Origin of the sequence: Spirosoma panaciterrae DSM 21099 (assembly GCF_000374025.1) — a bacterium.
GTDB classification, from domain to species: domain Bacteria; phylum Bacteroidota; class Bacteroidia; order Cytophagales; family Spirosomataceae; genus Spirosoma; species Spirosoma panaciterrae.
On sequence record NZ_KB893243.1, the window covers coordinates 63,744 to 83,059 of the forward strand.

A 19,316-nucleotide genomic window follows, 5' to 3' on the forward strand; every position below is an offset into this window, starting at 1 on the left:
CCAGTAATTTATGATACTAATCCGATTTTGGGGATGAGTTTATATGCAGTTTTTTCATACGCGCTTCCAGGGTTGTTGGTTTTAAGTTGAGGAGTTCCGCTGCGCCCCCAATCCCACGAATTCGGTAGCCTGATTTAGCCAGTGCCGCCAGAATAGCCGTACGCATGGTTTCTTCAATGGGCTGAACCTCTGTTCGTTGGATCGTGGTAGCGGGCAAAACGGATAACGGAGTTGGCCGTAAGGGTTCGGCTAATTGCAGCGTGGGTGATGAAGACAGAATGGCTGCTCGCTCCAGAACGTGCTCTAATTCCCGGATATTGCCTGGCCAGTTATAAGCCAGTAATTGCGCCAGTGAATCGTTGGCAATACTCGACACGGGTTTTCCCAGCTTCTTACTAATGCCACGAAGGAAGTGCATAGCTAATGGCCGGATATCGTCAGGGCGTTCGCGCAGGGGAGGTATCACAATCGGAAATACATTTAAGCGGTAATACAAATCGGATCGAAACCGCCCCTGGGCTACTTCCTGTTGTAAATTTCGGTTGGTAGCGGCAATGATTCGGGTATCGATTCGAATTAGGCCTTTCCCCCCAATTCGTTCAATTTCCTTCTCCTGAATGGCCCGAAGCAGTTTGGCCTGCAATTCGAGGGGAAGCTCACCAATCTCGTCCAGGAATAATGTGCCCCCGTTGGCTAACTCAAACTTGCCGATTCGTTTTTCAGTTGCTCCGGTAAAGCTACCGCGTTCATGGCCGAATAATTCGGATTCGATAAGTTGTGCGGGTAAAGTGGCACAGTTTATTTTGACAATGGTTCGGGTTTTTCGGGATGATAGATTATGTACGGCTCTGGCTACCAGCTCTTTACCTGTTCCGGTTTCGCCCATAATCAGAACAGTAGCATCGGTAGGAGCCACCTGACCAATGCTTGTAAAAACAGCCTGTATGGCAGGGCTACTCCCAATGATTTCTTCAAAATTATAACGGGTTTTGATCTCTTCGGTCAGATACGTTTTCTCCTGCTCCAGTTGCTCGCTCAGCACTTTGATCCGTTCGAAAGCCATTAAATTTTCCAATGCCAGGCCCATCTGAACGCTAATGTCCTGCATGATGCGCAGGTCTTTATACGTAAACGCAAAGGCGGCTTTGCTGGCTAGTACGAGCGATGCGGTGAGCTGGTCCTGAATGAAAATGGGCACGTACAGCGACGATTGTATCCCCAGGGTATTGTCGGGCATGCTATCGGTAAATTGACTTCCCACGTTTAAGGCTGGCTTAATCAGCCAAGACCGGGCGTCGCTCTGGTCAATCGGGCTGCTCATTGCCGGAAATGGCGTTGTCAGATGGTCGGTAGTTGGCACAAAAGTACCGTTTACTTTTTGCACCGTACTATCCAGATTGGCCGATGCGGATGGTCGTCCGAGCTGGTAGATACCCACCAGGTCGATAGGAAGCAATTCATTGATCGATTGGGCAACCTGGGCTAAAATAGCCCCAATATCAATACCATTTCGGAAAGCATTGACAATCGCAAGTTCTATAGCTTTGATTTGTTGTCGGGCTGCCAGCTCTTCGTAGACCAGCAGGTTATCCAGGGCCAGGGCAATCTGTGGAATGATGAGGTCAACCGCCTGATAGTCTTTTGTCGTAAACCCATCAGGCTGGGTACTGGAGAGGATAATGGTGGTTAACGAATTACGCTTTAGTTGAATGGGAAAAAGAGCCAGTGACCGTACACCAAAATTATCCCGGCATGATCGGGCAGTAACGTAGGTTTCACAAAGTTGATCAAACGCTTCGCCTGTGAATACCCCTCTTAATCTTCCCAATTGGTCGGGTGCTTCCCGATCCAGTTTCTCAAGTAATTCGTTCGAGTCTTCTTGCAGTAGAGCGCTTAAATTGACCCGCATAAAGGTATTGGCTGGTGTTTTTTCGAGCATAAGCCAATAAAAAGAGGCTTCGTCGGGCAAGCCAATCCGAAGGTTTAAGAACGAAAATGGAACCAGGCGATTGATTTGATCGGCAATGGCTAGACATAACTGTTCGCGGTCCTGTATGGTTACGATAGCGTTGTTTACAGCAATCTGAATTGTTTGTTGTTGACGAAGTTTGGCTTCTTCACTATGCGCGTGCCGATACCGCGCTATTTCCAGGGTTGTCAAGACATCTTTCTCCCGAAAGGGCTTGGTCAGAAAACCAAATGGCTGGGTTCGTTTGGCTGATTCCAGTAAATGGTCGGTCAAGTTTGCAGACAAGTAAACGAACGGAATCGACTGGTCATTAAGCCAGTATGCCAGATCAATGCCCGTTTTTTGGCCTTTCAGGAAAATATCGAGCAAGACAATATCGGGCCGATGGTCATCAATGATGGCCTGGGCTTCATCGACGGATCCTGCCAAACCTACTACCTGATAGCCTGCTTTTATCAAAATGCGTTTTAGGTCATGGGCAATTAGAAATTCATCTTCTACAACCAGTAGCTTAGGCAGGCGCGTTGGGTCAGAAACATAAGCCATATCGATTCTAATTGATCGACAGTAAAGATACGACGTATTGCTAACTCCAATAGTAAGCTCCAATATATTGGAGGCTCTAGTATTTTGGAGCCTATAGATTATTGTTATCGTTTTGACAGTGAGTTGGTTATGTAATTTAAATCACATTGGCACTATGTTCGTAATGGAGAAGGTACCTCTATAACTAACCATGTCCAAAGCTATTCGTTATGAAACGTACTGTATTGCAGCAGCCTTTTCAGATTCAGCAGCTAACTCTCGACGAGGGGTTTATTCCGCTACACGACCATACCTATTATGAACTTATTAGTGTTCAGACGGGCTGTGGGTATCATCTGATAAATGGAAACCAATTTGCTTATCAGGCAGGTGATCTGTATTGGTTAAGTCCGGCTGATAAGCATGGCCTTATTGTACAACAACAAACCAATCTATACAGCCTTTCATTTACTACTTTTTATCTGGCCAGCCTGATTGCAGGTAGTTCATATACCTGGCGGCATATCCACGAGAATAGCTCTTCCGATTTTGGTAAGTTATTTACTGACCCGATAGCATCCCGTAAGTTGATGGCTTTAGTCGATATTATCCTGGCAGAACAACAGGAAATCCATGAGATAACCGCCAGCCTGGTCGTAGACTCTCTAATGCAGACTATTTTGAGCTTAGTCGATCGGCAGCTTGCTCAGCAGTCAATAGCAACGACTACGCGACCATCGGCTTCATTGGATTTGATCCAACGTGTGGTAGCTTATGTCTGCCAGCATATAACGCAGCCTGATTCATTACGGATGGAGAAAATAGCCGATGTATTTAATTATTCACCTGGACATTTAGGAGCACTCTTTAAAGAACATCTAGGTGAATCAATTCAGCAGTATATAATTCGGTATAAACTCAAACGGGTTGAAACGCGCTTGAGTTTAAGTGCAATGACAATCTCGCAGATTGCCGATGAGTTTGGCTTCGCTGATGTCTGTCATCTGAATAAGTTATTCAAGCGATATTATCACGATACACCGAGCAACTATCGTCGATACCTGCTGTCTAATTAGCACGGGATTGCTATATGAATGAAAAAGCCTGAGAGCAATCTCAGGCTTTTTCAGATTATTCGTTCATCATCTGTACGAATTGATCGAACAGGTACCGCGAGTCGTGTGGTCCGGGCGATGATTCGGGGTGATATTGCACCGAAAAGGCAGGCTTGTCTTTTCGGCGGATACCCTCGATGGTTTTATCGTTCAGGTTGATATGGGTCAATTCCACATTATCCATATCCATAACTTCTTCGGCTTTCACGGCAAAGCCATGATTTTGAGAGGTCACCTCACAATGCCCCGTAATCAGGTTTTTAACGGGATGATTCAGCCCTCGGTGGCCATTGTGCATTTTATAAGTTGAAATACCACTGGCCAATGAAAGAATCTGATGACCAAGGCAGATCCCAAACAAGGGCTTATCCGTATCAAGGGCTTGTTTCACGGTCTCAACGGCATAAGGCATTGCGGCTGGGTCGCCGGGGCCGTTGGCGATGAAATAGCCATTTGGTTTCCAGGCAGCTAATTCTTCGTGGGGCGTACGGGCAGGAAACACCTTACAGAAGACGCCCCGCTCGTTGAAATTGCTGATAATGCTACGCTTAACGCCCAGATCTAATACTGCCACACGCAGTTTAGCTTCGGGGTCGCCTTGCTCATACGCTTCTTTTGTACATACCTCCGACGATAGTTCCAGACCTGCCATGTCAGGCACTTTCTGAAGCTCGGCCAGCAGAGCCGCTGGATCTAAAATCTCCGAGGAGATAATGCAGTTCATAACGCCTTTCGAACGAATATAGCGTACCAACTGCCGCGTATCGACTCCGTGTATACCAACAATATTGGCCCGTTCAAAATACTCCTGTAACGACCCATCAGCGGTATAGCGTGAGTGAATATTGGAGAAAAAGTTGCAAACCATCCCCCGGATTTTTACGCTATTAGACTCTTGTTCGGCATTGTTCAACACACCGTAGTTGCCAATATGTGAGGTAGTATTGATAATTACCTGCCCATAATAGGAGGGGTCTGTGTAAATTTCCTGGTAGCCGGTCATGCCGGTATTGAAGCAGATTTCGCCAGCGGCTGTCCCGATTTTACCCAGCGCCAGACCGCGATATACGCTTCCATCCTGTAAAACCAACAATGCTTCAGGTTGCTTCGTATGTTTCATGTATGCGTTTGAGCTTGAAATACTAAAAAAATGGGCTAACCAGTACGGTTAACCCATTTCTATATGACATGTTTGTGAATCACTATTCTTCGGCTTCTTTACCACCTTTCAAACGATCCTGTAATGCAGTCAGTTCATCCCATTTACCATCGCGGGCCAGGGCAGCCTGTTCATTCCAGGTTGTAGCGTCATGCACGTTGAAACGAGGACCTGCATCCGTCAGTACTTGCTGAACGGCTTCGTCCTGTGCATCGGCCAACTGTGCAAAGGTAGTAATACCTGCGTTATTCAGCAACTCAGCAATCTTGGGACCAATACCCTCGATCTTGGTCAGATCATCGCTCGATGTGGCGGTAGCAGCTGGAGCTTCTTCGGCTGGGGCCTCCGTAGCTGGAGCAGCTTCTGCCTCTGTAGTAGCAGTTGCCTGACGGGCACTACCACTCCGGCGGCTCCGGCGAGTTTTGGTTGCAGCAGCGGTTTTCTCAGCGGCAGCAGCAATCAGCAACTCATTGAAATCGACCAGTTCGATCAGGCAGGTTTCGGCGTTATCGCCCAGACGGCTGCCTAATTTAATAATCCGTGTGTAACCACCAGGACGACTGGCGATTTTATCGGCGACCGTACCAAATAATTCTTTGATGGTCTCTTTATTGTGGAGCGTCTGGAAGATCACCCGACGATTCTGGTAGGTATCGTCTTTGGCCCGCGTCAGAATAGGCTCTACGAATTTGCGGAGTTCTTTCGCTTTTGCAACCGTCGTTTCAATGCGCTTGTGCATAATCAGCGATGACGCCAGATTTTGTAACAGCGCTTCGCGGTGCGAATGTGTCCGGCCTAAGTGATTATCTTTTTTACCGTGTCTCATTGTCTTGGAGAAGGGAAGAAGGGAGGAGGGAGAAGGGAAGAGCCAAGCTCCTTTTCCCTTTTCCTTTTATCCCTTTTCCTTAGGTTTTAATCTTCGTCTAATCTGTATTTGCTGACGTCCATTCCGAACGTCAAATTTTTCTCTGCCACCAATTGCTCCAGCTCCGTAAGCGACTTCTTCCCGAAGTTGCGGAACTTCATCATATCCGAAATCTCTAGTCGAACCAGATCGCCCAGTGTCCGTACATCTGCCGACTTTAAGCAGTTGTAAGCACGTACCGACAAATCGAGATCGGCCAGCGACGTTTTCAACAGTTTTCGCATATGCAGCACTTCTTCGTCTACTACGTTCTCTTCTTCTGGCTTAGCCGTTTCGAAGGTCATGGTTTGATCTGAGAACAGCATGAAGTGCTGGATCAGAATTTTGGCGGCTTCCTGCAGGGCAATTTCAGGGTGTACCGAACCATCTGTTTCGATGTCTAAAAGAAGACGTTCGTAGTCCGTTTTTTGCTCAACCCGCGTATTGTCTACACCATATTTCACGTTTTTGATAGGCGTGTAAATGGCATCAATAGGGATATGACCAAATGGCAGCTCATTAGCCCGTGGCTCGTCGGCCGGAACATAGCCACGACCTTTTTCCACGATAATTTCCATTTCAAAATCCCGTGTATCATCGATGTGGCAGATTTCCAGTTCAGGATTCAGCACTTCAAATGATGGCGAGAATTTGGATATATCACCAGCTTTCAGAACTGGTTGCTTCTTAATGTTGACGGTGATTTTGTTGTCAACCATGTCCGAAATCTTTTTGAACCGAACCATTTTCAGATTCAGAATAATTTCGGTCACATCTTCAACAACGCCCTCGATTGAAGAAAACTCGTGCAACACACCGGGGAATTTTACGCTTGTGATGGCGTATCCTTCCAGCGATGACAGCAGAATGCGACGAAGCGCATTGCCTATGGTTACACCGTATCCTTTTTCAAGGGGTTTGAATTCAAACGCCCCGTGAAAGTCGTCAGCTTTCTCCACTACGACTTTGTCGGGCATCTGGAACGCTAATATGGACATACGTTTCGTATTTTTAAAGCAGTTCTCTGCCTAGCGTGAAGACTAAACTAGTTTTGGTTTTCAGTTTATGATCTGCGATGGGACTACGAAATAGAATTGCGTTGACCAACCGAACACCATAAGCTGAAAACCATTTATTACTTCGAATACAATTCGACGATGGCCTGCTCGTTGAAGTTTTCTGGAATTTGGTCGCGCTCAGGGTAGCTAATAAACTTACCCGTCATTTGTTGTGCGTCCCACTCAACCCAGTTATACCGCTTTGTATTCCGAGCCGTTAAGCTACCGGCAATGGCTTCAAGCGACTTCGATTTCTCACGAACACCGATCAATTGGCCAGGCTTCAGTGAGTAAGAAGGAATGTTTACCACTTCGCCATCTACAATGATGTGTTTGTGGGATACTAATTGGCGAGCAGCCCGGCGAGATGAAGCGATACCCAGCCGATAAACGGTGTTATCTAAACGAGCTTCACACAATTTGAGCAGGTTTTCACCCGTGATACCCTCCCGAACCTGCGCCCGGTGGAACAGCGCCCGGAACTGACGTTCCAGAATACCGTAGGTGTATTTAACTTTCTGCTTTTCTGTTAACTGGAGTGCATATTCGGATTGTTTCCGTTTGCGACCCCGACCGTGCATACCCGGTCCGTAATTTTTCTTTTGGAGCGCTTTGCTCGGACCCATGATGGGTTCGTTGAACTTGCGCGAAATTTTGGCTTTTGGCCCAGTGTAACGTGCCATTCTTCAATGAATGAATAATTGTGAAACATTGGACAGACACAACCGAATGTCGCCTGTCCCTATTCATGTCATCCGTATTATACGCGACGACGTTTTGGCGGCCGGCACCCATTGTGCGGCAGCGGGGTAATATCCCGGATGGTCGTTACTTCGATACCCGAGTTTTGGATTGTGCGAATTGCCGACTCACGACCGGAGCCTGGCCCTTTCACAAACACTTCTGCTTTACGCATACCCAGATCGTGGGCAACAGCGGCACAGTTCTGTGCGGCCATCTGCGCAGCATAAGGGGTGTTTTTCTTTGAGCCACGGAAGCCCATTTTACCCGCCGACGACCAGGAAATGACCTGACCGTTCATGTTTGTGAGAGAAATGATGATGTTATTAAACGTAGCCCGGATGTGTACCTGACCAACGGGTTCAACCACTACCACCCGCTTTTTCGCTTTGTCTTTGCGTTTTGCTTGAGCCATTGTTTTTAGGTAATCGTCAATGGGTCACCGGATTTCATTACTTGCCATTTGCCAAACAAATGACGCCAAATGGTCCGTATGACGATGAGCGACCAATTAATTATTTCGTTACTTTTTTCTTGTTGGCAACTGTCTTCCGTTTTCCTTTCCGGGTACGGGAGTTGTTTTTCGTATGCTGACCACGAACGGGCAAGCCTTTCCGGTGACGTAGCCCCCGGTAACAGCCGATGTCCATCAACCGCTTGATGCTCAACTGAACTTCCGAACGTAGCTGACCTTCTACTTTATATTCGTTCGAAATCGCATTACGTACAGCACTGGCTTCAGCGTCTGTCCATTCGCTGGCTTTTTTATCAACGCTGATGCCTGCGTCGGTCAGGATTTTCTTTGCCCGGCTCCGACCAATGCCGAAGATGTATGTCAGCGCGATCTCGCCACGCTTTTTGTCTGGAATATCAACACCTGCAATACGTGCCATTCTTAGCCTTGTCTTTGTTTGTAACGGGGATTCTTTTTGTTGATCACGTACAGTTTCCCTTTCCGACGGATCACTTTGCAGTCTTCGCTGCGCTTTTTGATTGACGCTTTAACTTTCATGATAAAAGTTTCCAGTTTACTGTTTCTGGCTTTCAGGACCTGTTTTAGTTTGACAAATGGTCATAACCGAAACAGGATCTGAAAACTAAAAACTTATTTATACCGATACACAATCCGCGCCTTACTCAAATCGTAAGGCGACATTTCCAACTTTACGCGATCGCCTGGTAAAATTTTGATGTAGTTCATCCGCATTTTACCGGAGATATGAGCAATTACCTCATGCTTGTTTGCCAATTCAACTCGGAACATCGCATTCGATAAGGCTTCCAAAATAACGCCGTCCTGTTCTATAGAATTCTGTTTTGCCATATTCGCTTAAGCTACCATCAGTTCGGATGTTTCGATCATCAGGCTTGTATTCGCGGTGACTGCTTCAATGTATTCGAAGGTGGTCAGAATTTCGGCTTTCCCTTTTCGTACAGCTACCGTGTGCTCAAAGTGTGCAGAGGGTTTGCGATCAACCGTACGGATTGTCCAGCCGTCACGTTCCTGCACAACGCCTTTTTTGCCGAAGTTTATCATGGGCTCAATAGCCAGGATCATTCCTTCGTACAATTTCGGCCCCTGACCTCGTTTGCCGTAGTTAGGTACTTCAGGGGCTTCATGTAAGTTCTGACCAACACCATGGCCTACAAGCTCCCGCACCACCGAATAACCGAATTTCTCTGTATACGTTTGAATGGCATATCCAATATCACCTACCCGATTCCCTTCAGTTGCTTTTTCAACGCCGATGTATAGGGATTCCTTCGTTCTTGCCAACAACCGGCGAGTGGCCGGAGTTACATTACCTACAGGATACGTGTAAGCACTATCGCTATGATAGCCATTTAGTTTTACTCCGCAATCGATGGAGACAATATCCCCGTCGCGAAGTTCGTAGCGACTTGGAAAACCATGAACCACTACGTCATTTACGGAAATACAGAGCGAAGCCGGAAACTTATTATACCCTAAGAATGAAGGTGTGCCACCATTATCCTTAATAAACGTTTCTGCGACCTTATCCAGTTCCTTCGTTTGAACCCCAGGCCGGATAAGTTTTGCAACTTCAGCATGTGCTTTTCCCAGAACCTGTGCACTGATTTTCATCAAAGCGATTTCTTCTTCGCTTCGGATGTAAATCATTTTGTCCTTTTTGTCAGAACCAGCCATTTTAGTTAAGCGGCTACCGTTTCGTTTGCACGTCCCTGTACACGGCCTGACTTCATCAAACCTTCGTAGCGACGCATGAGCAGGTAGCTTTCTACTTGTTGAAGCGTATCCAAAACAACACCAACCATAATTAGCAACGATGTGCCACCAAAAAACTGGGCGAATCCACTGGTCATGCCTAATAGGTTGGCAATTGCTGGTAAGATGGCCACGATGGCTAGCATAACGGCACCTGGCAGGGTAATACGGTCAAGAACAGTACCGATATAGTCTGAGGTTTGAACACCTGGTTTCACACCTGGAATAAAGCCACCACTCCGTTTCATATCATCGGCAATCTGTGTCGGGTTGACCGAGATAGCCGTGTAGAAGAACGTGAAGATGATGATGAGCAGTCCAAACAGAACATTGTACTGCCAGGTTGTATAGCTTTGGAAAGCATTCTGCACACTAGCGGCAAAATCACTTTTCTCGGCAAACAGACCTGCTACATAGGTTGGGATAAACATCAATGCCTGAGCAAAGATAATCGGCATCACACCGGCAGCATTCAGCTTCAGGGGCAGGTACTGGCGTTGACCACCAACCACTTTATTCCCGATGACCTGCTTGGCATATTGAATCGGAATCCGACGAACAGCCTGCGTCAGGACTACGGCTCCCATCACAACAAAGTAAAGGGCTACCAGTTCCAGAACGAAGATCAGGATACCAGCCGAACCTCTCGATTGTTGTTCACCAATAATAGCACCCGGAAGACGAGACACAATCCCGATCATGATGATCATGGATATTCCGTTTCCGATACCTTTATCAGTTATCCGCTCGCCTAACCACATACAGAAAATAGTACCAGCAGTTAGTACAAACAGAGACGAGATCGTAAATAATCCCCGATCAATCAGTAAAGCTTCTGCCGGAATGGTCGTACGAACATAGGTAATAGCCTGAACAGCCGTTACTCCGATCGTAAGTACCCGTGTGATTTGGTTCAGCCGTTTCCGACCTGATTCTCCTTCCTTCTGCATTTTCTGGAAGTAAGGAAGAGCCAGCGTCAGAAGCTGAATCGCAATCGAAGCCGAGATATACGGCATGATCCCGAGCGCGAAAATGGACGCTTTACTAAAAGCACCACCTAGGAAGGTATCCAGCAAACCGAGCAATCCCTGAGGATTTAAGTTCAGTTTTTGAGGATCTACACCGGGCAGTACGATAGCCGTGCCAAGACGGAACGCTGTAATAAACAACAGCGTGTTGAGGATTCGACTCCGCAACTCGTCAATTGCAAAAATATTTTTAAACGTGGTGATGAGTCGGTTCATAAAAGTAGGTCGACTGTTGCCGTGCTACGACTTAGTTAGCTGCTTCCTCTTTCGCTTCTTTAACAGGCACAATGGCCTTTCCCCCTGCTTTTTCGATGGCTTCTTTGGCACTAGCCGAGAAAGCATGCGCATGGATTTCTACAGCACTGGTCAGTTCACCACGGCTCAGTACTTTCACCAGGTCTTTCTTGCTGACCAGCCCATGCTGAAGCAGGAAATCCAGGTCAACTACGGTTGCCTTGGTTTCATCAACGAGTGTCTGAATGCTATCCAGATTGAGGGGTTTGTATTCGACGCGGTTAATGTTTTTGAAGCCGAATTTTGGAACACGACGTTGAAGCGGCATCTGGCCACCTTCAAAGTGTGTTTTACGGCTATACCCTGAGCGTGATTGCGCCCCTTTGTGACCACGGGTAGAGGTTCCTCCCATACCTGATCCTTGACCGCGTCCGACTCGCTTGCGCTCCCTAACGGAACCTTTTGCCGGTGTAAGGTTGCTTAAATTCATTGGTTTATGTGTAAAAAGTGATTCTTTTGGCTAGTCGTAACCGCTTTTATGTTACAAAAAGCAGGCCGAAAACCAAAAGAATCGCAAAGGTACTTAAATTTCTTCAATTTTCACCAGGTGCTGCACCTTATTGATTGCACCTTTCAGCGCGTCGGTATATTCCAGTTCGACGCTGCGGTTGATCTTGCCCAAGCCTAACGACTTGATGGCGTTTTTCTGAGATAACGGCCGCTTAATGGTGCTGCTGACCTGCGTGATGCGTACTCGTGCCATGTCTGTTGCTCCTTTTAAATTAACCGTTAAATACTTTTGCCAGGCTAACCTGACGCTGGAAAGCGACCTGATGCGGTAACCGCATTTTCAACAGGGCATCCAGCGTAGCTTTTACTACGTTGTGCGGGTTCGACGAACCTTTCGACTTGGCCAGGATGTCGTGTACACCGGCCGATTCGAGAACGGCACGCATAGCACCACCAGCAATCACACCTGTACCCGGAGCAGCAGGCTTCAGCAGGACAAAGCCACCACTGAATTTTCCTTCCATTTCATGGGGAACCGTGCGCTTCAGAAGGGGAACCTGTACCAGGTTTTTCTTGGCGTCTTCTACACCTTTGGCAATTGCGTCGGTTACTTCGTTAGCCTTACCTAGTCCGTATCCTACTACGCCGTTACCATCGCCAACGACAACAATCGCCGAAAAGCTGAACCGGCGACCACCTTTTACCACCTTCGCTACGCGGTTGATGGCTACCACCCGTTCTTTCAGGTCGGCTTCGTTGAATTTTGTCGGTCTTGCTGAATTAATATTCATCGCTTAGAACTTAAGGCCACCCTCGCGGGCTGCATCGGCCAGTGCTTTTACTTTACCGTGATATAAGTAGCCGTTACGGTCGAACACAGCCGCGCTGATGTTCTGAGCAACTGCTTTCTCGGCCAGGCGCTGGCCTACTTTTTTCGCCGTTTCCATCGTATTCCCTTCGGCTTCGCTCTTTAATTCAACTGATGAAGCAAAAGCCAGGGTACGGCCAGCCGCGTCGTCGATGAGTTGAGCATAGATCGCTTTGTTAGAGCGAAACACCGACAGGCGAGGGCGTTCTGCTGTACCCGATACTTTTGCCCGGATACCGTACTTAATGCGCTGTCTTCTTTCTTGTTTATTCGTTGCCATCTTATTTGATTCCGACCAAATAGGCTGTTTAATTGTCAGTAAGTTGTCATCTTCTTGTCATAATTGTCATTTAATTGAGCCATACACTAAATGGACCCCTATCAAATGACAATTTAATGACAATGAATAACTTATTTCTTAGACGAGGTTTTACCTGCTTTCCGGCGAACTTGCTCACCAATGAAGCGGATACCTTTTCCTTTATAAGGCTCAACTTTGCGGAGCGAACGAATTTTGGCCGCTACATCGCCAAGTAGTTGCTTGTCCGAACCTTCCAGATAAACTTTCGGGTTCTGTCCTTTTTCGGTTACGGCCGTTACTTTGATCTCGCTTGGAACAGCTACGTACACATTGTGCGAATAGCCTAACTGAAGCTCAAGTACGTTATTCGTAACGGCTGCTTTGTAACCAACCCCGATGATTTCAAGGTCAAGTTTATAGCCAGTGCTAACACCGGTTACCATGTTGTTGACCAGGGAGCGGTACAGACCATGCATTGCCTTATGACGCTTCTGGTCAGTTGGGCGTGATACTTGAATTTGGCCTTCTTCGACTGCTACCGAAATGTCCGGGTCAACCGATTGGGTCAGGGTGCCTTTAGGCCCTTTCACCGTTACGACGTTTTGGGCGTCGACGGACAACGTTACGTTGCTGGGCAGGGCGATGGGTTTCTTACCTATACGTGACATCGTTCAATTCGGATTAATAGACGTAACATAATACCTCTCCACCCACGTTCAGCGTTTTGGCTTCTTTATCGGTCATTACGCCTTTCGAAGTGGAAAGGATAGCGACACCCAGGCCATTCAGGATACGCGGCAGGTTATCAGCTCCCCGGTACTGGCGCAGACCTGGGCGGCTGATGCGTTGCAGATCAACGATAGCGGATTGCTTCGTCGTGGGGTTGTACTTCAGTGCAATTTTGATGGTGCCCTGTGCTGTGCTATCATCGAACTTATAGTTTTGGATGTAGCCTTTATCGTACAACACTTTGGTAATTTCTTTCTTTATATTGGAAGCAGGAATTTCCACAACCCGGTGCTTTGCCCGGATAGCGTTTCTGACGCGTGTCAGGTAATCTGCTATTGGATCTGTATTCATTCTAAGCGTTGCGTTACTTGCAAACCCCTGTTTTCCAGGAAAGTTCGCAAAATTACGGAAACTGAATTACAAATTGAAATGGATTCTGGAATTACCAGCTTGCCTTGGTTACACCTGGAATTTTACCTGCTGAAGCCATCTCGCGGAAGGTAACCCGAGAGATGCCAAACTTGCGCATGTATCCCCGAGGACGACCTGTCAGTTTGCAACGATTGTGCAGACGAACGGGCGATGCGTTTTTAGGCAGCTTATCCAGACCGATGTAATCACCAGCCTCTTTCAGAGCCTTACGCTTAGCAGCATACTTGGCAACTAACGCTTCGCGTTTCCGTTCCCGTGCTTTGATTGATTCTTTTGCCATTGTTTTAGCCTTTGTGTCGGTTATTATTTACCACTTTTAGCAAACGGCATTCCCATTGCTTTCAGCAGCTCGTAGCTTTCGGTATCGGTATTGGCAGTCGTCACAAAAGTGATGTCCATTCCCGAAATGCGGGCTACTTTATCGATGCTGATTTCAGGGAAGATAATCTGTTCCTGCACGCCGAACGTATAGTTACCGCGACCATCGAACCCTTTATCGCTGATGCCTTTGAAGTCACGAACCCGGGGTAACGATACGGTCGTTAGCCGGTCAAGGAATTCATACATCCGCTCACCACGCAGCGTTACTTTCGCACCGATCGGCATTTTTTCCCGAAGTTTGAAGTTCGAGACCGCCTTTTTCGATAGGGTCGCAACGGCTTTCTGACCAGTGATCTGCGTTAGTTCGTCAACACCTACGTCCACTAATTTTTTATCAGCGACGGCGGCTCCGATACCTTTATTGATGACAATTTTGCTCAGACGCGGAACTTGCATTACCGACTTATACTGGAATTTATCTTTCAATTGAGGCATTACCTCATTTAAATATTTCTCTTTCAGTCTTGGCGTTGCCATTTTCTTAGACCTTTATTATTTGCGGACGTCTGGGATGAAATTGCCGGTTTTCTTCGAATACCGTTGCAGTTTACCCTTCTCATTCAACTTACGACCTGTGCGGGTAGGTTCGCCGGTGGCAGGGTCAACCAGTTTCAGATTGCTGATATGGATCGATCCTTCCGTTTTTTCGAGGCTTCCCTGTGGGTTCGAAGCCGTTGGCTTCAAGTGTTTGGTAATCATAGCGACGCCCTCAACCCGAGCACGATCTTTTTCTACGATTACTTCTTTCACAACACCACGCTGGCCTTTCGAGTTACCGCCAATCACCAGAACGGTATCGCCCGTTTTGATGTGGAATTTGTGTTTCGGTAGCGTTACTTTCTTTTCCATTGCTTACAGTACCTCTGGGGCTAACGATACGATTTTCATAAATTGCTTCTCACGCAATTCGCGGGCTACAGGCCCGAAAATCCGGGTGCCACGTGGCTCGTCGTTGTTGTTGAGCAACACGGCTGCGTTGTCTTCGAAACGAATGTACGAACCATCTTTCCGGCGTACTTCTTTCTTCGTGCGAACAACCACGGCTTTCGAAACCGTACCTTTTTTCATATTGCTGGACGACAGGGCTTGCTTTACTGTCACGACAATCTTGTCACCGACTGATGCATACCGCTTGCCTGTACCGCCCAGAACGCGGATAACCAGCACTTCTTTGGCGCCACTGTTATCGGCTACTCCTAATCTTGATTCTTGCTGTACCATGGCTTACTTCGCCTTCTCGATGATTTCGACTAATCTCCAACGCTTGTTTTTACTCAATGGGCGGGTTTCCATGACACGAACGATGTCGCCGATACCACACGCATTGTTTTCATCATGAACCGTCAGTTTCTTCGTTTTATTCTGAAACTTGTGGTACAAAGGGTGCTTTACCTTGCGGTCGATAGCAACAGTAATGGTTTTCTGCATCTTGTTGCTGGTCACCCGTCCGATACGCTCTTTCCGAGCGTTGCGCTCCGAAGCCGAACTAGCTTCGCTCGCTGCTGGAGCGGCTGCTGCCGGCTGTTCTGTTGTAGCTGCCGCTGGCGTGGTTACTTCTTCCTGCGGTGCTGGTGCTTGTTGCTCTTCCATCGTCGTGTCTTATTAGGCTTGCCGCGATTTAGCTGTCAGTTCCGTGTTCAGGCGAGCAATCCGTTTACGGCTCTCGCGGATGCGCATTGGGTTCTCAACAGGAGATACAGCATGCGCAAACTTCAATTTCAGCAGTCGGTCCTGTTCGGCACCAATCTCGGTACGAAGCTGTTCAGCCGACAATCCTTTTAAATCTTCTTTTTTCATTTTGTTCGTCGCTTAGGGTACTATTCAGCGGTTTGCTCCTGATAATCGCGCCGAACCACAAATTTGGTTCGAACGGGCAGCTTTTGAGCGGCCAAACGCAGGGCTTCCATACCCGTTGCCAGATCAACACCCGTCGCTTCGAACATAATCGTGCCGGGTTTTACAACGGCTACCCAGTATTCGGGAGCACCTTTACCTTTACCCATCCGTACTTCGGCTGGCTTTTTGGTAATTGGTTTATCGGGGAAAATACGAATCCAAACCTGGCCTTCGCGTTTCATAGCCCGCGTTACGGAGATACGAGCCGCTTCAATCTGACGAGCAGTGATACGACCTGGCTCCAGCGATTTGATAGCGAACGTACCGAAGGAAATCTCATGACCGCGGGATGCGATGCCTGGAATCCGTCCTTTATGTTGTTTGCGGAATTTTGTTCTTTTTGGCTGTAACATCTTTCTGTTATCAGTTTAAAGTTTCAAATGTCAAGTTCAAGGTTCGATTACGCGTGTAAAAGATGGAACTCGAAACAAGGAAACATGAAACTTATTTTATCGTTTTTGACCTCCGCGACCACCACGATCGTTACCACCACGACCACCACCGCCACGGCCACCCCGATCATTACCATCACGGTCACCCCGGTTGCGTCCACCACGGCCGCCCCGATCGTTCCCATCACGGTCGCCACGTGGGCCACGACGATCGCCCCGATCATTCGAAGCAGCAGAACGCTCACCGGCTTGTGCCTGGCTCATCATGGCTGCTGGCGACAGATCGCGCTTGCCATATACTTCGCCTTTGAAAATCCACACTTTGATACCGATTTTTCCGTATACCGTCTGCGCTTCAGAGATAGCGTAATCGATATCAGCGCGTAGGGTATGAAGAGGTACCCGACCTTCTTTGTATTGCTCAGAACGGGCAATTTCAGCACCGCCCAAACGACCGGATACTTTCACTTTGATACCCTGAGCTCCAACCCGAAGCGCCGACTGGATAGCCTGCTTCATGGCACGACGGAACGAAATACGAGCCTGTAGCTGCTGAGCAATGGCTTCTCCAACCAGTTTGGCATCAATTTCTGGCCGTTTGATCTCGAAGATGTTGATCTGGACATCTTTGCCCGTAATCTTCTTCAGCTCTTCTTTGATCTTATCGACTTCTCCGCCACCCTTACCGATTACAATACCCGGACGGGCTGTGTGAATCGTGAGCGTTACGCGCTTCAGCGTACGTTCGATAACTACACGAGCAATGGCTCCTTTCGGAATACGGGCAGCTACATATTTCCGGATTTTTTCGTCTTCAACGAGTTTATCCGAAAACTCTTTCCCACCATACCAGCTCGATTCCCAGCCCCGAACAATACCAAGTCGCAGGCCAACTGGATTTATTTTTTGTCCCATTTCTTCTTATTGTTCGTTTTCAGGGGTTTCTGCTTCTGCCGATTGCAACAGGGATTGGGCTGCGCTGTCGACTACGATTGTGATGTGGTTCGAGCGTTTCCGAATCCGGTGACCACGGCCCTGAGGGGCGGGGCGCAGACGCTTCAGCATAGGACCTCCATCAACAAAAACCGTTTTTACGTACAGATCAGCATCTTCAATCCGCTCATCTTCATTTTTCTGTTGCCAGTTGGCAACGGCCGACAAAAGCACTTTCTGCAATACGGCGGCACCAGCCTGTGGCTGATATTTTAATAGACCCAACGCCCGGCTAACGCGCTGACCACGAATCAGGTCGGCGATTAACCGCATCTTACGGGGCGACGTGGGCACATCTCTAAGTCTTGCTACTGCTTCCATTGTTTTATGGCTTGGGGTTCGGAGCAGGGGGCAGGGGATTAAAAATTACCCTCGTCCCAATGCTCAACGCCCTATGCTGATTTATCGTTTGCCCTTGTCTTTCTTTGCGGTGTGCCCCCGGAAGTTGCGGGTTGGTGAGAACTCGCCAAGCTTGTGGCCTACCATGTTTTCCGTTACGTAAACCGGGATAAACTTGTTACCGTTATGAACGGCGAAGGTGTGGCCTACGAAATCTGGCGAAATCATCGAACGACGCGACCAGGTTTTGATGACCGATTTCTTGCCCGATTCATTCTGTGCCTGTACTTTGTTGTCCAGACGGAAATCAATATATGGGCCTTTTTTAAGTGAACGTGCCATTGTTATCTGTTACTTTTTGCGTCGGCTAATAATCATGCTTTCAGATGCCTTGTTCCGGTTACGGGTCTTCTGACCTTTAGCCATCTGACCGTTACGCGAACGTGGGTGACCACCAGAAGCCCGGCCTTCACCACCACCCATTGGGTGATCGATTGGGTTCATAACCACACCACGAACACGAGGACGGATACCCATCCAGCGCTTACGACCGGCTTTACCGATCACTACGTTCATGTGGTCGGGGTTTGATACCGAACCAACGGTTGCCATACCAGCACTTAGCACACGACGGGTTTCGCCCGATGGCAGACGCAGGATTGCATACTTATCTTCACGTCCGACCAATTGAGCGTAGGTACCCGCCGAACGAGCCATTGAGCCCCCTTTACCAGGTGTCAGCTCGATATTGTGGACAATAGTACCCAGTGGCATTTCAGACAGTGGCAGTGCGTTCCCTACATCGGGAGTAGAGCCTGTGCCCGACGTGATTTTCTGACCAACTGTGATTCCCTGGGGAGCGATGATGTAGCGCTTCTCACCATCGGCATATTGTACCAGCGAGATGCGGGCCGAGCGGTTGGGATCGTATTCTACAGTCAAAACTTCGGCTGGTTGGCCGACTTTGTCGCGCTTGAAGTCAATAATACGGTAATGCCGCTTATGACCGCCACCTATGTAGCGCATAGTGCGGTGACCTTCGTTGTTCCGGCCACCGGTTTTTCTGAGGGGCTCCAGCAGGCTTTTTTCCGGCTTGGAGGTGGTGATTTCCGCAAAATCGGGTGCCACGCGAAAACGTGTACTCGGTGTTACGGGTCTTAGTTTTTTAACTCCCATGACTGATTAAGTGATAGAGCAAGGCTCGGTTTACAGGTCAGCGTAAATGTCAATTACTTCGCCCTCTGCAACCGTTACGATTGCTTTTTTCGTTGTAGGGGTTTTGCCCGATACAATGCGTCCGTTGATGTTTTTGCTGCGACGTTTTCCGAAAGTCCGGATCGTGTTGACAGACTCAACATTGACGCCATACATTTTCTCGATGGCTTTGCCGATTTCGAGTTTGTTGGCTTTCAGTTCAACCTCAAAAGCATACTTCCCCTGCTTGTTAAGGCCCGTCATTTTTTCGGTGACGATTGGTCGTTTCAGTACGCTCAT

Annotated in this window: 30 protein-coding genes; 1 reads left to right on the forward strand and 29 read right to left on the reverse strand. The window is 48.0% G+C overall.

Annotated features, from left to right (window positions below; translation table 11 throughout):
* Positions 1 to 16: 16 nt before the first annotated feature.
* Positions 17 to 2,515, reverse strand: coding sequence for a sigma 54-interacting transcriptional regulator (locus tag B153_RS0132445; RefSeq protein WP_020600927.1), 2,499 nt, complete (start codon positions 2,513 to 2,515; stop codon positions 17 to 19).
* A gap of 209 nt (positions 2,516 to 2,724) precedes the next feature.
* Between B153_RS0132445 and B153_RS0132450 the strand changes: the two genes are divergently transcribed.
* Positions 2,725 to 3,570, forward strand: a complete 846-nt coding sequence (locus B153_RS0132450) for an AraC family transcriptional regulator (RefSeq protein WP_020600928.1) — start codon at positions 2,725 to 2,727, stop codon at positions 3,568 to 3,570.
* 55 nt (positions 3,571 to 3,625) lie between these two features.
* On the opposite strand, the gene carA is transcribed toward B153_RS0132450, so the two are convergent.
* The 28 genes from carA to rplW all read right to left on the reverse strand — a co-directional run bounded on the left by carA (position 3,626) and on the right by rplW (position 19,316).
* Positions 3,626 to 4,729 carry a glutamine-hydrolyzing carbamoyl-phosphate synthase small subunit gene (gene carA / locus B153_RS0132455; protein ID WP_020600929.1) on the reverse strand — a complete coding sequence of 368 codons (1,104 nt, stop codon included), beginning with the start codon at positions 4,727 to 4,729 and terminating at the stop codon, positions 3,626 to 3,628.
* Between the two features lie 82 nt (positions 4,730 to 4,811).
* On the reverse strand, positions 4,812 to 5,594 hold the full coding sequence (rplQ, locus tag B153_RS0132460; RefSeq protein WP_020600930.1) for a 50S ribosomal protein L17: 783 nt from the start codon (positions 5,592 to 5,594) through the stop codon (positions 4,812 to 4,814).
* A gap of 86 nt (positions 5,595 to 5,680) precedes the next feature.
* On the reverse strand, positions 5,681 to 6,670 hold the full coding sequence (locus tag B153_RS0132465) for a DNA-directed RNA polymerase subunit alpha (protein WP_026262621.1): 990 nt from the start codon (positions 6,668 to 6,670) through the stop codon (positions 5,681 to 5,683).
* Between the two features lie 137 nt (positions 6,671 to 6,807).
* A complete protein-coding gene (gene rpsD, locus B153_RS0132470; protein ID WP_020600932.1) occupies positions 6,808 to 7,413 on the reverse strand; it encodes a 30S ribosomal protein S4 in 606 nt (201 codons plus the stop codon).
* A 77-nt stretch (positions 7,414 to 7,490) separates the two neighbouring features.
* Positions 7,491 to 7,886, reverse strand: a complete 396-nt coding sequence (rpsK, locus tag B153_RS0132475; RefSeq protein WP_020600933.1) for a 30S ribosomal protein S11 — start codon at positions 7,884 to 7,886, stop codon at positions 7,491 to 7,493.
* A 100-nt stretch (positions 7,887 to 7,986) separates the two neighbouring features.
* Entirely contained in the window at positions 7,987 to 8,364 is a 378-nt protein-coding gene (gene rpsM, locus B153_RS0132480; protein WP_020600934.1) for a 30S ribosomal protein S13, read from the reverse strand.
* A 2-nt stretch (positions 8,365 to 8,366) separates the two neighbouring features.
* Positions 8,367 to 8,483 (reverse strand): type B 50S ribosomal protein L36, encoded by a 117-nt coding sequence (gene ykgO, locus B153_RS0132485; protein WP_018618719.1) that lies wholly within the window; start codon positions 8,481 to 8,483, stop codon positions 8,367 to 8,369.
* Between the two features lie 93 nt (positions 8,484 to 8,576).
* Entirely contained in the window at positions 8,577 to 8,795 is a 219-nt protein-coding gene (gene infA / locus B153_RS0132490) for a translation initiation factor IF-1 (RefSeq protein ID WP_009284801.1), read from the reverse strand.
* A 6-nt stretch (positions 8,796 to 8,801) separates the two neighbouring features.
* Positions 8,802 to 9,614 carry a type I methionyl aminopeptidase gene (map, locus tag B153_RS0132495; protein WP_026262622.1) on the reverse strand — a complete coding sequence of 271 codons (813 nt, stop codon included), beginning with the start codon at positions 9,612 to 9,614 and terminating at the stop codon, positions 8,802 to 8,804.
* A 32-nt stretch (positions 9,615 to 9,646) separates the two neighbouring features.
* Complete coding sequence (gene secY, locus B153_RS0132500; protein WP_020600936.1) at positions 9,647 to 10,963, reverse strand: preprotein translocase subunit SecY; 1,317 nt, start codon at positions 10,961 to 10,963, stop codon at positions 9,647 to 9,649.
* A gap of 31 nt (positions 10,964 to 10,994) precedes the next feature.
* Positions 10,995 to 11,471 (reverse strand): 50S ribosomal protein L15, encoded by a 477-nt coding sequence (gene rplO, locus B153_RS0132505; protein WP_026262623.1) that lies wholly within the window; start codon positions 11,469 to 11,471, stop codon positions 10,995 to 10,997.
* A gap of 93 nt (positions 11,472 to 11,564) precedes the next feature.
* Positions 11,565 to 11,744, reverse strand: coding sequence for a 50S ribosomal protein L30 (gene rpmD / locus B153_RS0132510; protein WP_020600938.1), 180 nt, complete (start codon positions 11,742 to 11,744; stop codon positions 11,565 to 11,567).
* Between the two features lie 19 nt (positions 11,745 to 11,763).
* Positions 11,764 to 12,282: a 30S ribosomal protein S5 gene (gene rpsE, locus B153_RS0132515; protein ID WP_020600939.1), complete on the reverse strand. Its 519-nt coding sequence runs from the start codon at positions 12,280 to 12,282 to the stop codon at positions 11,764 to 11,766.
* 3 nt (positions 12,283 to 12,285) lie between these two features.
* Entirely contained in the window at positions 12,286 to 12,639 is a 354-nt protein-coding gene (rplR, locus tag B153_RS0132520; protein WP_020600940.1) for a 50S ribosomal protein L18, read from the reverse strand.
* Between the two features lie 131 nt (positions 12,640 to 12,770).
* A complete protein-coding gene (rplF, locus tag B153_RS0132525; protein ID WP_020600941.1) occupies positions 12,771 to 13,328 on the reverse strand; it encodes a 50S ribosomal protein L6 in 558 nt (185 codons plus the stop codon).
* Between the two features lie 13 nt (positions 13,329 to 13,341).
* On the reverse strand, positions 13,342 to 13,740 hold the full coding sequence (gene rpsH / locus B153_RS0132530) for a 30S ribosomal protein S8 (RefSeq protein ID WP_020600942.1): 399 nt from the start codon (positions 13,738 to 13,740) through the stop codon (positions 13,342 to 13,344).
* A gap of 91 nt (positions 13,741 to 13,831) precedes the next feature.
* Positions 13,832 to 14,101, reverse strand: coding sequence for a 30S ribosomal protein S14 (gene rpsN, locus B153_RS0132535; protein ID WP_020600943.1), 270 nt, complete (start codon positions 14,099 to 14,101; stop codon positions 13,832 to 13,834).
* A 23-nt stretch (positions 14,102 to 14,124) separates the two neighbouring features.
* Entirely contained in the window at positions 14,125 to 14,679 is a 555-nt protein-coding gene (rplE, locus tag B153_RS0132540) for a 50S ribosomal protein L5 (protein ID WP_020600944.1), read from the reverse strand.
* A gap of 15 nt (positions 14,680 to 14,694) precedes the next feature.
* Positions 14,695 to 15,051 (reverse strand): 50S ribosomal protein L24, encoded by a 357-nt coding sequence (gene rplX, locus B153_RS0132545; protein ID WP_020600945.1) that lies wholly within the window; start codon positions 15,049 to 15,051, stop codon positions 14,695 to 14,697.
* A 3-nt stretch (positions 15,052 to 15,054) separates the two neighbouring features.
* Positions 15,055 to 15,423, reverse strand: coding sequence for a 50S ribosomal protein L14 (gene rplN, locus B153_RS0132550; protein WP_012930232.1), 369 nt, complete (start codon positions 15,421 to 15,423; stop codon positions 15,055 to 15,057).
* A gap of 3 nt (positions 15,424 to 15,426) precedes the next feature.
* Complete coding sequence (gene rpsQ, locus B153_RS38945) at positions 15,427 to 15,792, reverse strand: 30S ribosomal protein S17 (protein ID WP_020600946.1); 366 nt, start codon at positions 15,790 to 15,792, stop codon at positions 15,427 to 15,429.
* 12 nt (positions 15,793 to 15,804) lie between these two features.
* Entirely contained in the window at positions 15,805 to 15,999 is a 195-nt protein-coding gene (gene rpmC, locus B153_RS0132560; protein ID WP_020600947.1) for a 50S ribosomal protein L29, read from the reverse strand.
* Between the two features lie 20 nt (positions 16,000 to 16,019).
* A complete protein-coding gene (gene rplP, locus B153_RS0132565; RefSeq protein WP_020600948.1) occupies positions 16,020 to 16,451 on the reverse strand; it encodes a 50S ribosomal protein L16 in 432 nt (143 codons plus the stop codon).
* A 96-nt stretch (positions 16,452 to 16,547) separates the two neighbouring features.
* Complete coding sequence (gene rpsC, locus B153_RS0132570) at positions 16,548 to 17,405, reverse strand: 30S ribosomal protein S3 (RefSeq protein ID WP_020600949.1); 858 nt, start codon at positions 17,403 to 17,405, stop codon at positions 16,548 to 16,550.
* A gap of 6 nt (positions 17,406 to 17,411) precedes the next feature.
* Complete coding sequence (rplV, locus tag B153_RS0132575) at positions 17,412 to 17,804, reverse strand: 50S ribosomal protein L22 (RefSeq protein ID WP_026262624.1); 393 nt, start codon at positions 17,802 to 17,804, stop codon at positions 17,412 to 17,414.
* Positions 17,805 to 17,885: 81 nt separating this feature from the next.
* Positions 17,886 to 18,164: a 30S ribosomal protein S19 gene (rpsS, locus tag B153_RS0132580; RefSeq protein ID WP_020600951.1), complete on the reverse strand. Its 279-nt coding sequence runs from the start codon at positions 18,162 to 18,164 to the stop codon at positions 17,886 to 17,888.
* 9 nt (positions 18,165 to 18,173) lie between these two features.
* Complete coding sequence (gene rplB / locus B153_RS0132585) at positions 18,174 to 18,998, reverse strand: 50S ribosomal protein L2 (protein WP_020600952.1); 825 nt, start codon at positions 18,996 to 18,998, stop codon at positions 18,174 to 18,176.
* A gap of 30 nt (positions 18,999 to 19,028) precedes the next feature.
* Positions 19,029 to 19,316: a 50S ribosomal protein L23 gene (rplW, locus tag B153_RS0132590; RefSeq protein ID WP_020600953.1), complete on the reverse strand. Its 288-nt coding sequence runs from the start codon at positions 19,314 to 19,316 to the stop codon at positions 19,029 to 19,031.

Bases quoted from the DNA above. Each gene is read 5' to 3' on its own strand.
- B153_RS0132445 (WP_020600927.1), bottom strand. From the start codon at position 2,515: ATGGCTTATGTTTCTGACCCAACGCGCCTGCCTAAGCTACTGGTTGTA.
- B153_RS0132450 (WP_020600928.1), top strand. From the start codon at position 2,725: ATGAAACGTACTGTATTGCAGCAGCCTTTTCAGATTCAGCAGCTAACT.
- carA (WP_020600929.1), bottom strand. From the start codon at position 4,729: ATGAAACATACGAAGCAACCTGAAGCATTGTTGGTTTTACAGGATGGA.
- rplQ (WP_020600930.1), bottom strand. From the start codon at position 5,594: ATGAGACACGGTAAAAAAGATAATCACTTAGGCCGGACACATTCGCAC.
- B153_RS0132465 (WP_026262621.1), bottom strand. From the start codon at position 6,670: ATGTCCATATTAGCGTTCCAGATGCCCGACAAAGTCGTAGTGGAGAAA.
- rpsD (WP_020600932.1), bottom strand. From the start codon at position 7,413: ATGGCACGTTACACTGGGCCAAAAGCCAAAATTTCGCGCAAGTTCAAC.
- rpsK (WP_020600933.1), bottom strand. From the start codon at position 7,886: ATGGCTCAAGCAAAACGCAAAGACAAAGCGAAAAAGCGGGTGGTAGTG.
- rpsM (WP_020600934.1), bottom strand. From the start codon at position 8,364: ATGGCACGTATTGCAGGTGTTGATATTCCAGACAAAAAGCGTGGCGAG.
- ykgO (WP_018618719.1), bottom strand. From the start codon at position 8,483: ATGAAAGTTAAAGCGTCAATCAAAAAGCGCAGCGAAGACTGCAAAGTG.
- infA (WP_009284801.1), bottom strand. From the start codon at position 8,795: ATGGCAAAACAGAATTCTATAGAACAGGACGGCGTTATTTTGGAAGCC.
- map (WP_026262622.1), bottom strand. From the start codon at position 9,614: ATGATTTACATCCGAAGCGAAGAAGAAATCGCTTTGATGAAAATCAGT.
- secY (WP_020600936.1), bottom strand. From the start codon at position 10,963: ATGAACCGACTCATCACCACGTTTAAAAATATTTTTGCAATTGACGAG.
- rplO (WP_026262623.1), bottom strand. From the start codon at position 11,471: ATGAATTTAAGCAACCTTACACCGGCAAAAGGTTCCGTTAGGGAGCGC.
- rpmD (WP_020600938.1), bottom strand. From the start codon at position 11,744: ATGGCACGAGTACGCATCACGCAGGTCAGCAGCACCATTAAGCGGCCG.
- rpsE (WP_020600939.1), bottom strand. From the start codon at position 12,282: ATGAATATTAATTCAGCAAGACCGACAAAATTCAACGAAGCCGACCTG.
- rplR (WP_020600940.1), bottom strand. From the start codon at position 12,639: ATGGCAACGAATAAACAAGAAAGAAGACAGCGCATTAAGTACGGTATC.
- rplF (WP_020600941.1), bottom strand. From the start codon at position 13,328: ATGTCACGTATAGGTAAGAAACCCATCGCCCTGCCCAGCAACGTAACG.
- rpsH (WP_020600942.1), bottom strand. From the start codon at position 13,740: ATGAATACAGATCCAATAGCAGATTACCTGACACGCGTCAGAAACGCT.
- rpsN (WP_020600943.1), bottom strand. From the start codon at position 14,101: ATGGCAAAAGAATCAATCAAAGCACGGGAACGGAAACGCGAAGCGTTA.
- rplE (WP_020600944.1), bottom strand. From the start codon at position 14,679: ATGGCAACGCCAAGACTGAAAGAGAAATATTTAAATGAGGTAATGCCT.
- rplX (WP_020600945.1), bottom strand. From the start codon at position 15,051: ATGGAAAAGAAAGTAACGCTACCGAAACACAAATTCCACATCAAAACG.
- rplN (WP_012930232.1), bottom strand. From the start codon at position 15,423: ATGGTACAGCAAGAATCAAGATTAGGAGTAGCCGATAACAGTGGCGCC.
- rpsQ (WP_020600946.1), bottom strand. From the start codon at position 15,792: ATGGAAGAGCAACAAGCACCAGCACCGCAGGAAGAAGTAACCACGCCA.
- rpmC (WP_020600947.1), bottom strand. From the start codon at position 15,999: ATGAAAAAAGAAGATTTAAAAGGATTGTCGGCTGAACAGCTTCGTACC.
- rplP (WP_020600948.1), bottom strand. From the start codon at position 16,451: ATGTTACAGCCAAAAAGAACAAAATTCCGCAAACAACATAAAGGACGG.
- rpsC (WP_020600949.1), bottom strand. From the start codon at position 17,405: ATGGGACAAAAAATAAATCCAGTTGGCCTGCGACTTGGTATTGTTCGG.
- rplV (WP_026262624.1), bottom strand. From the start codon at position 17,804: ATGGAAGCAGTAGCAAGACTTAGAGATGTGCCCACGTCGCCCCGTAAG.
- rpsS (WP_020600951.1), bottom strand. From the start codon at position 18,164: ATGGCACGTTCACTTAAAAAAGGCCCATATATTGATTTCCGTCTGGAC.
- rplB (WP_020600952.1), bottom strand. From the start codon at position 18,998: ATGGGAGTTAAAAAACTAAGACCCGTAACACCGAGTACACGTTTTCGC.
- rplW (WP_020600953.1), bottom strand. From the start codon at position 19,316: ATGAGCGTACTGAAACGACCAATCGTCACCGAAAAAATGACGGGCCTT.